This is a genomic window from Arthrobacter sp. SD76 (assembly GCF_049726125.1).
GTDB lineage: Bacteria > Actinomycetota > Actinomycetes > Actinomycetales > Micrococcaceae > Arthrobacter > Arthrobacter nitrophenolicus.
Window position 1 is genome coordinate 161,716 of the sequence record NZ_JBNBLR010000002.1, and the last position, 13,649, is coordinate 175,364.

Annotated in this window: 12 protein-coding genes and 2 pseudogenes; 8 read left to right on the forward strand and 6 right to left on the reverse strand. The window is 60.8% G+C overall.

The genetic code is table 11. The features are described 5' to 3' along the window. Position 1: 1 nt before the first annotated feature. Positions 2 to 1,171: pseudogene (locus ACPEE0_RS22525) on the reverse strand (IS110 family transposase); the annotation flags it as partial. A gap of 823 nt (positions 1,172 to 1,994) precedes the next feature. Between ACPEE0_RS22525 and ACPEE0_RS22530 the strand changes: the two are divergent. The 3 genes and pseudogenes from ACPEE0_RS22530 (at position 1,995) to ACPEE0_RS22540 (ending at position 4,036) form a co-directional block, all read left to right on the forward strand. Then, positions 1,995 to 3,291: pseudogene (locus ACPEE0_RS22530) on the forward strand (Y-family DNA polymerase). A gap of 39 nt (positions 3,292 to 3,330) precedes the next feature. Then, on the forward strand, positions 3,331 to 3,648 hold the full coding sequence (locus ACPEE0_RS22535) for a hypothetical protein (RefSeq protein ID WP_424575488.1): 318 nt from the start codon (positions 3,331 to 3,333) through the stop codon (positions 3,646 to 3,648). Further along, positions 3,638 to 4,036, forward strand: coding sequence for a hypothetical protein (locus tag ACPEE0_RS22540; RefSeq protein ID WP_424575489.1), 399 nt, complete (start codon positions 3,638 to 3,640; stop codon positions 4,034 to 4,036). The genes ACPEE0_RS22535 and ACPEE0_RS22540 overlap by 11 nt, the downstream gene beginning before the upstream one ends. 1,718 nt (positions 4,037 to 5,754) lie before the next feature. Here the strand turns inward: ACPEE0_RS22540 and ACPEE0_RS22545 are convergent. From ACPEE0_RS22545 to ACPEE0_RS22560, 4 genes are all read right to left on the reverse strand, one after another. Next, entirely contained in the window at positions 5,755 to 6,150 is a 396-nt protein-coding gene (locus ACPEE0_RS22545; RefSeq protein WP_424575490.1) for a hypothetical protein, read from the reverse strand. Further along, positions 6,144 to 6,779 carry an AAA family ATPase gene (locus ACPEE0_RS22550; protein WP_424575491.1) on the reverse strand — a complete coding sequence of 212 codons (636 nt, stop codon included), beginning with the start codon at positions 6,777 to 6,779 and terminating at the stop codon, positions 6,144 to 6,146. Before ACPEE0_RS22550 ends, ACPEE0_RS22545 begins: the two co-directional genes overlap by 7 nt. A 259-nt stretch (positions 6,780 to 7,038) precedes the next feature. Next, positions 7,039 to 8,862, reverse strand: coding sequence for a MarR family transcriptional regulator (locus tag ACPEE0_RS22555; protein WP_424575492.1), 1,824 nt, complete (start codon positions 8,860 to 8,862; stop codon positions 7,039 to 7,041). Positions 8,863 to 9,098: 236 nt separating this feature from the next. After that, positions 9,099 to 9,329, reverse strand: coding sequence for a hypothetical protein (locus ACPEE0_RS22560; protein ID WP_148258204.1), 231 nt, complete (start codon positions 9,327 to 9,329; stop codon positions 9,099 to 9,101). Between the two features lie 616 nt (positions 9,330 to 9,945). Here ACPEE0_RS22560 and ACPEE0_RS22565 point away from each other — a divergent pair. The 4 genes from ACPEE0_RS22565 (at position 9,946) to ACPEE0_RS22580 (ending at position 12,410) form a co-directional block, all read left to right on the forward strand. Further along, positions 9,946 to 10,449, forward strand: coding sequence for a hypothetical protein (locus ACPEE0_RS22565; RefSeq protein WP_424575493.1), 504 nt, complete (start codon positions 9,946 to 9,948; stop codon positions 10,447 to 10,449). 113 nt (positions 10,450 to 10,562) lie between these two features. Further along, positions 10,563 to 11,441, forward strand: coding sequence for a hypothetical protein (locus ACPEE0_RS22570; RefSeq protein WP_424575494.1), 879 nt, complete (start codon positions 10,563 to 10,565; stop codon positions 11,439 to 11,441). Continuing rightward, entirely contained in the window at positions 11,422 to 11,982 is a 561-nt protein-coding gene (locus tag ACPEE0_RS22575) for a hypothetical protein (protein ID WP_424575495.1), read from the forward strand. The genes ACPEE0_RS22570 and ACPEE0_RS22575 overlap by 20 nt, the downstream gene beginning before the upstream one ends. Continuing rightward, positions 11,979 to 12,410: a hypothetical protein gene (locus ACPEE0_RS22580; RefSeq protein WP_424575496.1), complete on the forward strand. Its 432-nt coding sequence runs from the start codon at positions 11,979 to 11,981 to the stop codon at positions 12,408 to 12,410. The genes ACPEE0_RS22575 and ACPEE0_RS22580 overlap by 4 nt, the downstream gene beginning before the upstream one ends. A 138-nt stretch (positions 12,411 to 12,548) precedes the next feature. Here ACPEE0_RS22580 and ACPEE0_RS22585 read toward each other — a convergent pair whose 3' ends face one another. Further along, the gene (locus ACPEE0_RS22585; RefSeq protein WP_424575497.1) at positions 12,549 to 12,863 is read right to left on the reverse strand and encodes an ArsR/SmtB family transcription factor; all 315 of its coding nucleotides are present in this window, start codon (positions 12,861 to 12,863) and stop codon (positions 12,549 to 12,551) included. Positions 12,864 to 12,952: 89 nt separating this feature from the next. Between ACPEE0_RS22585 and ACPEE0_RS22590 the strand changes: the two genes are divergently transcribed. Continuing rightward, the gene (locus ACPEE0_RS22590; RefSeq protein WP_424575498.1) at positions 12,953 to 13,603 is read left to right on the forward strand and encodes a hypothetical protein; all 651 of its coding nucleotides are present in this window, start codon (positions 12,953 to 12,955) and stop codon (positions 13,601 to 13,603) included. The last annotated feature ends 46 nt before the right edge of the window (positions 13,604 to 13,649 follow it).

The following is a 13,649-nucleotide window of genomic DNA, read 5'->3' on the forward strand; positions in this document are numbered from 1 at the left end:
CGTATACGAGGGCTCCGTCGCGCAGCATGGCCCAGAGGACATTGAGCCGTCGCCGGGCGAGCGAGAGCATTGCCTGGATATGGGATTTTCCTTCGACCCGTTTCCGATCGTAGTAGCCGCGTGAAGCAGGACAGGACTTAAGGGCTGATAGCCCGGAGAGGTAAAAGACGCGCAGGAGCCGGCGGTCATAACGTCTGGGTCGATGGTGGTTTCCGCTGATCCTTCCGGAGTCCCTGGGCGCCGGCGCCAGACCGACGACGCCCGCGAACCGATCCGCGGTCTGAAATACGGCTAGGTCTCCGCCTGTAGCACCGAGGAACTCGGCTGCGAGGACAGGGCCGAAGCCGGGCATGCTTAACAGCACCTGCGTGTGCTGGTGTTCCGTGACTTTCTCACTGATCCTTGCATCGATGTCCGCCAGTTCTTCGTTCAGGGTGAGGATCTCCTTGGCGAGTGCGGCAACAATCCCCTCCCCCATGTCCTGAGCCGGAACTATGGTGTGCTGGGATTTTGCCGCCTCAACTGCCGCTGTGGCGACAGCTGCCGAGGAGCGGGCACCGTGTTTTTGCAGCCAAGCCTGAATTCTGGTTTGGCCAGCGCGGCGGATTCCGTCCGGTGTCCGGTATTTGCTCAGCAGCATCAGTGCGGCCTTGGACCGGCTGTAATCGAAGGCCCGCTCCAGGGCAGGGAAGTATTCGAGCAGCTGGGCTTGCAGGCGGTTGAGCGCCCGGACCCTGTCCGCTGCCTTATCGGCCCTACGAGCGGTCAGGAGCCTCAGCCCCGTGCTGATCTCGTCCCCGGCCCGAAGTGGTTGCAGGTCGTTTCGCATGCGGGCCTGGTCCGCGATGACGGCAGCGTCTTTGGCATCTGTCTTGCCTTCGCCGCGGTAAATTTTGGAGGCGTGATGCACTGTGCGGCCTGGAATGTAGAGGACGTCCCGGCCATGACCAGCGAGTAGGGCGATCAGCAGAGCCGGTCCCCCATGGTTCAGGTCCATCGCCCAAACCACCGGGTCACCGTCGGCTAGTTCCAGAACGTCGCCCAGGAGCTGTAGCAGTGCTGGTTCGTCATTGGGGATTCTTTGGGAGAGCAGACGGTTTCCGTCGGCATCGATCACAAAGCAGTGGTGGTGGGCTTTGCCGGCGTCAATACCGGCCCAAAGTTGCACCAAGAACAGCCTCCAGTCTGTTGGATGGGTAGAGCCCAGCAGATAACCGCGCCGTCGTGTCCTTATCCGGCGATCATGTCGCGTCTCTCAATTAGCGGTCGGGTCATCGCGGGGTGGCAGGCGGCCAATCCTTCGAAGCCGTCACGAGACCGTGCGGCACAGCAACCAAAGCCATACCCGCCTCCCCTGGGTAGCCACGACCCTACAACGGCCGCGGAACTGAACCCGGTAACAACATAAGGACAGCAGCAAAAACGTCGTAGACACACAGGTGATGACGGGCCGGAGCCCTGCGACGGGCCGGCAGCACCCAACAGCCGGCCGCGCCAGCGGACGCCCATCTGGGGTATGAGCCCTGGCGAACACCACACCTGCCCCAGCCTCCGTGGATATGGCATGCTCCAAGGCGTGATCTCGCCCAGTCCGGTCTCGGGGCCGTGCCAGGGAAGTCCTTCCTGCCCGGCCAGCACACAACGCGACCACGCTGGAACTGCCCTGCACATCCAGAGCCGATAACCACCCAGCCGCACAGACATCAGGCAAACCCTTATTGCGGTCAGACGGAGCCCTCTGCACAGTTCGCAGCTGACCACCACGGAATAACCCTCATCACCTCAGGAACTGCATTGTCAGTGCCGTCCACTACAGTTTTCGAATATACTTTCGAATTAGAGGTGTGTTGTTGTCATGATTTCTGGTCCATATGTGCTAGCTGCGGGCTCCTCGCTGCCTCAAGCGGTCGAAGCGCGGGACGCGTTGGCGGGACGGCTAGGCCACGGCGAAGCAGGTGGCATGGTTCCCGCCTCGCCTCGGGGTGGGGCTAGCGATGTCTAAGCCGGCGGTGATGCGGCGGATGCCGCAGATCGCGCACGTGGACGTGAACTGCTTCTACGCCTCCGCCGAGCGCGCTTTCAACCCATCCCTGGAGGGGCGCCCGGTGATCGTACTCTCAAACAATGATGGCTGCGCTGTCACCCGTTCCCCGAGGCCAAGGCCCTGGGTATCGCAATGGGCGAGCCTGCGTTCAAGCTCGCCCCCAGGGCGAAGGAGTGGGGCCTGGTCGCGCTGTCGAGCAACTATGAGCTCTACGGGGACATCAGCGCCCGGGTGATGGAACTGCTGGGCCGGTACTCGGCCTGGCTCGAGGTGTACAGCATCGACGAAGCCTTCCTCGGCGTCAAAGGCACCCCGGCCGAGCTCGCTGCGATGGGCCGGTCGATCAAGGCCACGGTCCGGCGGAACGTCGGCGTGCCCGTCTGCGTCGGGATCGGCCCGACCAAGACCCTGGCGAAGCTGGCCAACAAGTGGGCCAAGAACAATAAGGCCTTCGGCGGCGTCTGCCACTGGGACTCCATCCCCAAGGAGGCACGCCAGGGCCTGCTCGACCGGCTGTCCGTCGAGGAAGTCTGGGGCATCGCCGGTCGGCTCACCCGCCGGCTGAACGCCATGGGCATCTTCACCATCACCGACCTCGTCCGCGCCGACCCGGTCATGATCCGCGACAAGTTCAACGTGGTCGTGATGCGCACCGTCCTGGAACTGCAGGGCAACCCCTGCATACCGATGGAAGAAGAACGCATCGGCCGGGACCAGCTCATCTTTTCCCGCTCGTTCGCCAAACCCATCACCACCGCGGCCGGGATCCGGCAGGTCATGAGCGTCTACGGCCAGCAAGCCTCAGCGAGGCTGGCCAAACCGGGCTGCAGGCCAAAGTCCTCACCGCATTCGCCGGGACCTCACACTTCAACCCCAACGACACCTCCTACCCCTCCGTCTGCGTCCCGCTGCCCATGCCCACCGCCGACCCCGTCATCCTTACCAAAGCCGCCCACGCCCTCCTCCCCAGGATCGTCGACGGCGTCCGCTATGCCAGGGCCGGGATCATGGTCACCGATCTGCGCCCCACCGGCAACCAAAAACCCCTCGAACTGTTCGAGAACCGGCACGAGGAACGCCACATCGGCCCCCTCCTCGAAGACGTCACCCGCCGCTACGGCCGCGGCTCCATTGGCCTCGGCTTTGGCGGGATCCGGGGCGGTCCGGACTGGACCATGAAACGCGACATGCTCTCCCCCAGATACACCACCCACTGGGACGAACTCCCCCTCGTCAAAGCCGCCTAAACCACCCGACTAGCAACACCAGAGAGAACACCACCCGCAATGACCATCACCCCCGAAGCACCCACCCTCAGCATCCCCGTCGATGTCCGCTTCACTCCCGCCGGCACTCCCCTCGCCGTCCGCCATGACGGCCAGATCTGGGCCGTCGACCCCACCCTTGAAAGCGCCCACTGGTACACCAGGGACGCCTGGTGGGAAACCCGCCGGAGCGTCCCCGTAGGAGTCGGGAACGTCGTCGACATCGAACACTGGCAAGTTCAGGTTTCATCCTCAGGCTCGGCGCTGCGCACTTTCCTGCTACGCCGCGAACCCGCCTCCACGCAATGGCTTCTGGACGCCATCACCGATGTCAGCTGACCTATACCGCTCCCCCATTCCGCCGCAGCTCTGGAACGCTATTCGCGAAGAGTTCGGCCTGCCCGCGCTGACCCAGGTGAGGGAACGGCTCGAAGCCGGCTTCCCGGATCCCGAACCGGCGTTGCGGCAGCTCGTTCGCGTTTTCATCGACGAAGGCACGTTCTGTCCAGGATTCCAGTTCCAGCGGGATCTGTCGCTGGACCCGGTCGTCGTGCGCTTGTTCCAGCGCGCGGTAGAGCTGCGGATTCCGCACAACTACTTCGCCCTGTGGATGATGACCCCCTGCCTTGCCCCGGACGACGCACGACCCGTGGATCGGCGCGAAGAGAAATACGCGCCGGCGCTGCTGGCAGTCCTGGAAAGCACCCTCGCCAGGGCAGTTGCCTAAAATATGGGCGTGAAAATAGCCCTGACCGTAGAAGTCAGTGACGGGCAACTCAGCTACGTCGAAGCCGAAGGCACGACGTACGAGACAGCCAACACAGCCGCAGAGTCGAAGATCCCCGAAGGGTTAAAGCCGATCACGATCCGTACCCGAATAGCGCGTAGCGACGAGCCGTGCGGGCCGTGCAGACCTTAGGTTCAAGTGCGTCTGGCCTCAGACTCAGTACACCTCAACGATGGTTATCACCTCCCCAGGAACCTTTGTTGGCACTGACGGATCCTTGGTCTGCCGGGCCTACGTCATCGCCTGTTGCCGCGGAACCGAACGCCACACGAGAACCGAGTCAGCATCACACATCGCGCAACACCCCCGTGCCAGTACCACACCAGGACCGTCCACCCCGCACCTCAACCCTGCCGCCACACCGGTACCGTGCCAGTACCACACCGGTACCGCGCCAAGGACCGCGTCCATACCGCACCTCAACCCTGCCGCCACACCGGTACCGTGCCAGTACCACACCGGTACCGCACCAAGGACCGCGTCCACCCCGCCGTCAACCCTGCCGCCACACCGGTACCGCGCCAGTACCACACCGGTACCGCACCAGCCCGGGGCCGACACCACACCAAAGAAACCGCGCCCACCCCGCCGTCAACCCTGCCGCCACACCGGTACCGCGCCAGTACCACACCGGTACCGCACCAGCCCGGGGCCGACACCACACCAAAGAACCGCGCCCACCCCGCCGTCAACCCTGCCGCCGCACCGGTACCGTGTCAGTACCACACCGGTACCGCACCAAGGACCGCGTGCACCCCGCACCTCAACCCTGCGGCCGCACCGGTACCGCGCCAGTACCACACCGGTACCGCACCAGCCCGGGGCCGACACCACACCAAAGAACCGCGCCCACCCCGCCGTCAACCCTGCCGCCACACCGGTACCGCGCCAGTACCACACCGGTACCGCACCAGCCCGGGGCCGACACCACACCAAAGAACCGCGCCCACCCCGCCGTCAACCCTGCCGCCACACCGGTACCGCGCCAGTACCACACCGGTACCGCACCAGCCCGGGGCCGACACCACACCAAAGAACCGCGCCCACCCCGCCGTCAACCCTGCCGCCACACCGGTACCGCGCCAGTACCACACCGGTACCGCACCAGCCCGGGGCCGACACCACACCAAAGAACCGCGCCCACCCCGCCGTCAACCCTGCCGCCGCACCGGTACCGTGCCAGTACCACACCGGTACCGCACCAAGGACCGCGTGCACCCCGCACCTCAACCCTGCGGCCACACCGGTACCGCGCCAGTACCACACCGGTACCGCACCAGCCCGGAGCCGACACCACACCAAAGAACCGCGTCCGCCCCGCACCCAACCCTGCCGCCCCACCGGTACCGTGCCAGTACCACACCAGTACCGCACCAGGGCCCCGTCCACCCCGCACCTCAACCCTGCCGCCACACCGGTACCGCACCAGCCCGGGGCCGACACCACACCAAAGAACCGCGTCCACCCCGCACCCAAACCCTTGCCGCCACACCGGTACCGTGCCCGCCTGAACGACTGGGAGCGTAGTAGTACCACACTAGTACCAAGACAAGCAGCCTGGCTCTGGAGCGGACTGGCAAGATCTAGGTAAAGCCGCGGGCGGCCACCTCACCAGAGGAAACCGCCCGCAGAGACACGTGGGAGAGTGGGGGAGAGGGCTATTCGGAAAGGCTGGAACCGTACTTCTCCTCGAGGATGGGCCAAACGAGGCGCTCCAAGATTTTCTGCTGGCTCATCTCCTCGACGAGGGCTGCAGTGCGCAGCAATTCCAACTGGGTCGTGCTGGCACGGAAGTTGATACCACCGGTCTTGGGCTCGCGGTTTCGCTGTTTCCAGGCTTCCATAGCAGGAGCAAGAATGCGGGCTCTGGCGGAGGGTGAGTCAGCCGCCTGCACCGGCCTCTTCGACTTGCTGGATTTCTCAACCTCATCTGCCGCCGAGCCAGCCGGCTGGGGGAGTGCCGTTACAGGGGCAAGAGGTTGTTCTGCCTGAGCAGCAAAGGCCTCTATCTGCTTCTCGGTCTGCGGATCAGTGCGCCCCCGCTGCCTCACCATGCCAGAACCTCCTCAGTTAAAAGCTGAATCTCACGTTTAGCCTTGGAATCCTTCATCTCGACTACACCCAGCCCTTCCGAGACGCTGGTCTGATAGACCTTGCGTTCGTGTAGCTTGGTCCGGGCCACGCGCAGTTCGGGGAAATCCGCAAGGTAGGTGCGTGCCTCGGCATCGGAGTCGGAGAACACGTTGGTGGGGACCCGGTTGAGGACTGCAAGTGCCTTAAGCTCAGGGTTGAAGTCACGGGCCTGATTGATGGTGACAACCAGACTCTCCGTGGTGTCGAGGTCGGGCTGGCTCGGAGGGATCGGCACGAGCATGAGATCGGCAGCTGTCATCGCTGTCCGCATCTCCGAGGAATCCTTACCCGGCGCGTCTACGATTACCGCGTCATATTTGTCGGCCAAATCAAGCAGCGTCCCGCGAAGGTTGCCGGTCTGGCGAACGGTGGTGATGGGGGAGTACCCGCTGTCTTCACGGTCCTTGGCCCAGGTGCTGGACGTCTTCACGGTCGGGTCAGCCTCGACGATGATGACGCTCTTCCCTTTTGAGGTGAACTCTACGGCTATATTGACGGCGATGGTGGACTTGCCAACCCCGCCTTTCTGATGCGCGACCAGAATAATCACTTGGGATACCGTCCTAGTGTGATGTCGGTGTGGTACCACTCTGGGATCAGACCGGTACCACTAGGGCTTAGGCTTTGAAGGCCGACAATTTATCCAAGGGCCTTCCTCAGTCAATAATTCCGCACTTAGTATGCCCACCATGGGAGGCGCGCCGCGGCTGAATACCCGCAGTGCACCAGCCGTAAGGGGTGATCCAGACAAACCATCAGGACTCTCCCTAGGCGCACCCTCCCGGGTCGCTGCAGGCCTTATTGCCAGTTCAGCCGGCGCGACGGAATGCTATGTCCGAGAGTGACCAGTCGTCGGGCGGTCCCTCGAACATTTCCCATGGGTAGTCGTCGTCAGGGGAGAGGAGTTCGGCAACGGTATTAACGTTCTTAGCAAGCCACTCACGCCAAATAATGCGATCCGTTCGGTACCGCTGAACCTGGACAGCCACGGCTTCCACTACGCCAAACCGCTCGGCCAGCTGTTTGAGGGATGTGGCAGCTACCATTGACCAGGCACGGCCAGCATTGCGGCTGATCAAGTTCCAAGCTGCGAGGATTTCGAGCGCTTCGTGAACGGTAGAGCGGGACAGTCTAGTGACGTCGACAATTTCAGTCGTAGACAGCGCAGGGGAGTGCTCCAGTGCTTCATAAACGAATGCTGCCGGCAGACCCAATTCCCGGAAGACTGGCCGGAGGCCGTGAATCTTCCCTTTCTGCCAACTAGCTTCCTCGGCCACCGTTTTCAGCTCGTCTGGGACGGTGAGCATGTACAGATCTCCCTTGGTGCCGCGCGCTTCTTCAACCAAGGTCACAAGTGGGTCCTTCTCAGCACGCAGCTCCCGCAAGTGCAGGCCAACAGTTGTGTGATCGAGGCCAGTTGCCACAGCAATGGATCGGACACCGAATTCAATGAAACGGGACCCTGTCTTGTGGGCTGCCTCCCCAAGGGCCCTCAGTACCATCCTCCTGGCCATTCCGCTCCTGGATTGCTGGTAGTTGACCTCCCGGATCCTAAGAGCACTGCGCCAGGACCGAATGTACTGATGCTCTGCATCAGGGTTAGTAATTGGATTTGAGCTCTTTAGCGGACCCGCCTGTGTATCTGGCAGGCTTGTGGGGGATCTGCGGACATTGTTCTTTCCGTTCCGATTGGCCGGGTTTTTGCTGAGGTAGGCGAGGGCATTCATCCAGTCCCGTCGCAGGGCCGGGAGCCTGTGTCGGGCGGCGTAGCGGGCGTAGAAGGAGGCCAGTCCGGGCCAGGTTCCCTGAAGCATCCGGCGTTCAACGTCCACTAGCTCGAGGCCGGCGGCAGCGGCTCCGACGATGACGGCTTGGCGGGCGTCTGAGTCTGTGGCGTAGCGATTCGCGTCGTATATGCCGGTCTGGGCGAGCACCTGCATGGCGCGGGTCATGCGGCCAACAGGCTGGTCCACAACTGGGGCCGGAGCGGTTTCCGGCGTGAAGGTGGCCTCCTGGCGTAGTGCCCGGACGGCCTTGATCTCTGCGGCCAGGTCTTTGGTCATGGCGGCCCAGACGGTGGCACTGTTGGGGCGCCGTACGATGTCGTAGGCCATGGACAGGCTCATTGCAAGCTCTTGGTGGCCGCCCCGTTTGTGGGGTGAGCCGGGGGTTCGCATGCAGCCATGGAGCAGATTTTGGTGCGGGGTCTTGTCTAGGGTCCGGTACCGGGTGCCTAGCGCCTCAACAAGATCACGCGCTTCGGAAAATGTGACTCGTTGCGCCAGCGGGACGTAGATGTGGCGGCCACCGTTGGGGGAGTAGTCCTCGATCCAGCGGGCCTCGACCGAGTGCAACCAGGTCTGAGCGGCACGAACGTCTGCGTGAACCCAGTCCTCCCCGGCTATCGAGGAGTCGAAGTCCAGAAAGATAGCAGCGCAGGTGCCGTCCTTGCCGAAGATCCGGACCGCCGCGGGAACAGACGGAAGTGTTTCGGTGAGGTTCCGTTCATGTTTTTGCGGATACGACTTACCGCCGTCCTTGGAAAGACGGACCCGTGGTTGACCTGCGAGAGCAGGTGCAAGGGCGGCCCAAGCTTCAGCGGGCGAACATGACGATGAGAGGTTGCGCGACACGCCAGAAACAGGTATGGCTGGCGACGCACATGGGAGTCCATGTACGATGAGAACAATCCTTTCGGGGAGAGTTGCTGTGACAGGCAATGAAAAGAGACCGATCCTGGCAGATCGGTTTTGCTACACAAATGAAGCCCTGCGAAGGACTTCCAAACGATTCGCGCACTGTTCGCCGGCAAGCATTCCAGTACGTGAATCAGAAGCTTCGACGGCCCTCCTCACGAGGGCCGTCAACTTTAAGAAGCTAAGCGCCCAAGTGGCAACTCCTCCTGCTGAACGATCGCGTGAAGTCTAGTTTTGGCCAGGCGCTCTTCAACCACATCGGACAGCCAGTCACTTACGTACTGGTACCCCTCCGCTTTGGCAATCTCTTCCATTGCATCGGCTTTCGGAGTAGCGATGCGGAATCCGACGAATTTGCGGTCGCCTTTGGAGCGTCTGCCTGTACGAGTAGTTGGAGCCATCATCCCTGTCCTTTGAACTACAGCAGCCGGGGCTGCTTCTACTTCATTAGAGTGGTCGGGCCGGAAGACTTGGCGGCCCTGAAGGAGTGAAATGCTGGACCTTCCAGCTCCTCTGAAACTGAAACTACCACTGGGGACTTCCCCACCTCGGTATTGAAACAGAAACAGTTCTCGGCGTGTTGAAACAGAAACTGGCCCCGGCAGCCGGCTGGCCACAAGCGCTGTAAGGCGGCGTTCTGGTTCGCTGGCGGGCGCGTGGTGAATAGCAGTGGATGACACTACGCAGGCCCGCTTTCGCTCGAGGATGTGGCCAGAAAAAGGGCGCATACACAGCTTTTTGACGTGTTGCTTCGGCACTTCTTTGCGTGGGGAGCATGCACGTTCTGCCGCTTGGAAGCTTTTGGCCACAGCAGCTGCCACGGCCAGCCCCAGGCGCGTTTGTTGAACCTAGCCCTAAGCGTTTCGATCTCCTTACCTCCCTGCATGACAAGCGCTCTCAGCCGAATGTTGATATATGTGGTCACTGCCCTGTTGGGGCAGGGCGCGCGGAAGGCGGCCCTCAAAGCAGTCTCTCACACATGCGTGACGCATGCGTGTAAATGTTTGCGCTGGAGTAGTGATGATGAAGAGCCAAGGTAGAAGCAAGAGGATAGAAGTCTCGCACGGGACGCCGGAAGCAGCCGTTGAGCAGCTCGGTCTACCGAGCCAGGTTTCGTATGGGCAGCTCATCAAGGCCGTGGAAGTGGAGCACGGGAAACCCATCGTCGTTCGCGCCGTTCCTAGGAGTACGCTGCCGGGAGTCTCGGGTCTGTGGCTTGAGACGGAATCGAAGTCACATATTCTCGTTCATAAAGACCATTCAGATCTGCACAAGATGCACGTCGTCTGTCACGAGTTGGGCCACATTCTTTTGCGCCACGAGGGATGCGACGGAATGGCGCTGCCGGCGCCCTCCATCTTCAACCATCTGGGACGGCATAGGGGGATAAAGCGAATGCTCGCCCGTTCCCCGCAATGGAACGATGTGGAGAAGGCTGCCGAGGAAGTCGCTTACATGCTTTCGGGCATGGTTCTTGAAAAGGAAGTTGTTTCCGTCAGTCAGTTCGAGAGGGTCTTCGGTTGAAAGTGCTGCAAATTCTACCGGCGGCGATACTTTGGGCTGTAGTTCTAACCCGCGTAGTCGGACTGCGCTTGGGCTGGAAGCCTGGAATCCTTGCCGCTATGGTGCTAGTTGCTATGGGGACCACCCTTAACATCGACGCCGTTTACCTTGTCGTCGACTCATGGGTTGGCGACCGAAATTTCATGAACTTGGTTGTCCACGTATTTCTGGGGCTCGGGATGACGGAGCTGAGCAGGCTCATAGTCTCTGCTACCGACGCCTCCCGCTTGCTTTGGCGCCTACTGGTCGCAGCGGGCATTGCCTTGATAGTTGTCCAAGCCGTCTTGCTGCTTAGCGCCGAGACGCCTCACTCGGCCACGAATTTCACCGATGCTTTTGCTGGCATTCCTGAGATCGCCTGGTATCAAGGTCTGTTCTTCGCTTGGATCGGACTCATCACCATGTACACCGGCGTAGAGTGCGTGCGCCGTGATCGCACAGGGGAGAAGCCTCTGTTTCGGGTCGGGTTCGACATTATTGCAACGTCTTGCTTCATTGGGGTGTTGGCCGTGGTTCTGAAGCTGGTGCTTATTTGTCAAGAACTGGTTGGTGTCGACAGTAGCCTCGAGCAGGTTGCCTATGTCTGTTATCGAACGCTCATTGCCTCGACGTTGCTTGGTTTTGCCGCTGGATTCGGGTTGCCCGCCTACTCTCGAGGACGTCAGCAAATGGCGGATCGTGGCCAGCGCCGGGAACTTCTTGAGAAGCTTGCACCTATTGTGGCAAGGCTTCGTGAAACAGAGCCGGGACGTCAGGCCGGCAAGGCAGCCGCTCTAAACCTGGGGTCACGATCATCTCGAGAGCGGCTATACCGGTGGATCATTTTTGTAGATGACATCCGAATGGACCACCCAGGGCTCCTGTCCGCGACGGAGAGGAAACTACTCGACGATATTGAGGCATCATTTGCAGAACTTGGTCCGATCAAAGCCCTTGCTCGCACTGGCAGCTAGCTTTTCGAAAGCGCTTAATCCCCCTGCCGTCTTGCTACTGGTCATAGTCTTGGCGGGAGTGAAGGCGGGTCTTGGCATTATCGGGGTGACGGCCCTAGCGTTAGGCATCATCGCAGTCCCGGGCATCGTCTATAAGAAGTTTCCCGTCCTGGCCATGAAGCTTGGCTTGGCCACCAGTCTTCGGACAAAGGTTGTGGCAGCGCTAACTCTCGTCGGCGCCCTAACTTGTTTGATTCTTGACGTCCCAGGACCTGTTCCAGCTACTGCTATGGGACTTGTTGTCGGCAATGCAGGCCTTGCGCTGGCCCGTTTGCGACTGAATGCTTCAGCGCATGTATCGGTACTAACTTTTGCCGTTTCTTGGAGCGTTGCAGTCTTCGGCGGTGAATTCTCGTGGCTATTGGTACTATCGCCGGTGATGCTGGTCAGTCGAACCGTATTGCGAGAGCACACGTGGGGGGAGGCTCTGGTCGGTGCACTTATTGGTATCGTCACCTTCGGCTTCTTCGCTGAAGCTAACACTTGGAGTTGGATCACGTGAGCGATTTTGATCTACCGCCGCAAAGAGCGGCTGCAGTCCGACGCGCAGAGACGCTCGCGCGGAAGATCAATCTATTGCTAGACGTGATCGTCTCCGACACCGGCAAGCCATTTGACTACCCCGCCATTCGAGACGGTGCGCAAAAGGCTGGCTACTATCTCTCACGCACCCGTTGGACTCTGCTTAAAGCGGGAAAGGAACAGGTAGTTCCAGACGAGGCACTTCGAGCAATAGCAAGAGTTTTTGATGTCGACCCCGAATACTTGCTCCAAGAAGGTGGCAAGCTGCCGGAGCGGGTAGAGGCTGAGTTGGAGTTAATTCGCTCGATGAGGCGGGCGGAGGTAAAGAACTTCGCCGCCCGAGCTCTTGGCCCCGTAGACCCCGAGGCTTTGAGAGCAATTTCAAAAATTCTAGACGAGGGTGTGTAATCCGAGGCCCTCCTGACTTGACCGAGGCCTCTGCACTGGTATCGTCGGAGACGGGTTCACGCATGTGTGAATCATGCGTGAACCAACAAAGGGGCGGATATGGACGATCCTCAAAGGCGGCGGCAATATGCGTGGCTGTCAGCGCCCCTCTATGTAGGCGATGTACGTGCGCAGGAGCTCCTGGATTCGGGGTCTCTGCACTGCATAAGTGACATCTTTTCCCTGGCGCTGACCTCGTGGAGGGTCCGTTTCGATCAGGCCGGCATCAGAGAGGGAAATCAGATGCCGGTTCAGACTAGGCCGTCCGATTTCCAACACTGCTTGAAGCTGTCCAATCGTAGATGGACCCTGGATGGTCAATTGACGCAAGAGGTCCGTTTGGGCTCTGTTGCCCATGAACCTCACCGCAGCTTCGACCTCGGTCGGCAGATTGGGCTTAATCAGTCTGGGCATGCGTCCATCCTGCCCGATTTCTTAACTTCCACTTTATTGCTAAGTAATAGAGTTTCCTCATTTCATCACCGCGTGCGGGATGTACTTCGATGACAGGGCGCGCACTCACGGTTGCTGGGGTGGTTGGCGCGATGCTGATGGGTTTTCTCGTTGTTGTCTTAGAAGGCGGAATTGCGTCTTCGCAGGCGATCGCCTCATGCAACAGTCGCGCTACAACATCAAGAGTCTCCAGTACCTCGATGTCGAAGGGCTTTGACGCTGAACAGATGAAGAATGCTGAAGCCGTCATGGAAGCGGCCCGATCGCTTGGCTTGTCGGTTACTGCTCAGGTAATCGGAATGCAAGCGGCGATTGGAGAATCATCCTTGCGGGTTGTCGACCATGGCGATCTGGCCGGGCCCGACTCCCGTGGGTTGTTCCAACAGCGGGGGAACGGCGCATGGGGATCATATGAGGATCGGATGAATCCCATCATCTCGGCCACGAATTTTTTCAGAGCGCTTCAGCGTGTTGAAGGTTGGGAGGCTCTGGAGCCGACAATTGCGATCCACCGGGTTCAGCGCAATGCGGACCCTAATCACTACACGAAGTTCCGGTCCCAAGCGGCGCAGATCGTTAGGGCGTTGGGAGGGGAGAGCAGCTCGGATATCGATCCGAGTGGTAGCTGCCCAGGAGAGGGTAACCAGGTCATTGGTGATTTAGAGGGCAGGTGGGTCGAGCCGATGGCCGGGGCTGTTTAACACCAGCGGGTACGGGCCGCGGCCCGCTCCTGCCGGGACGGCAGGA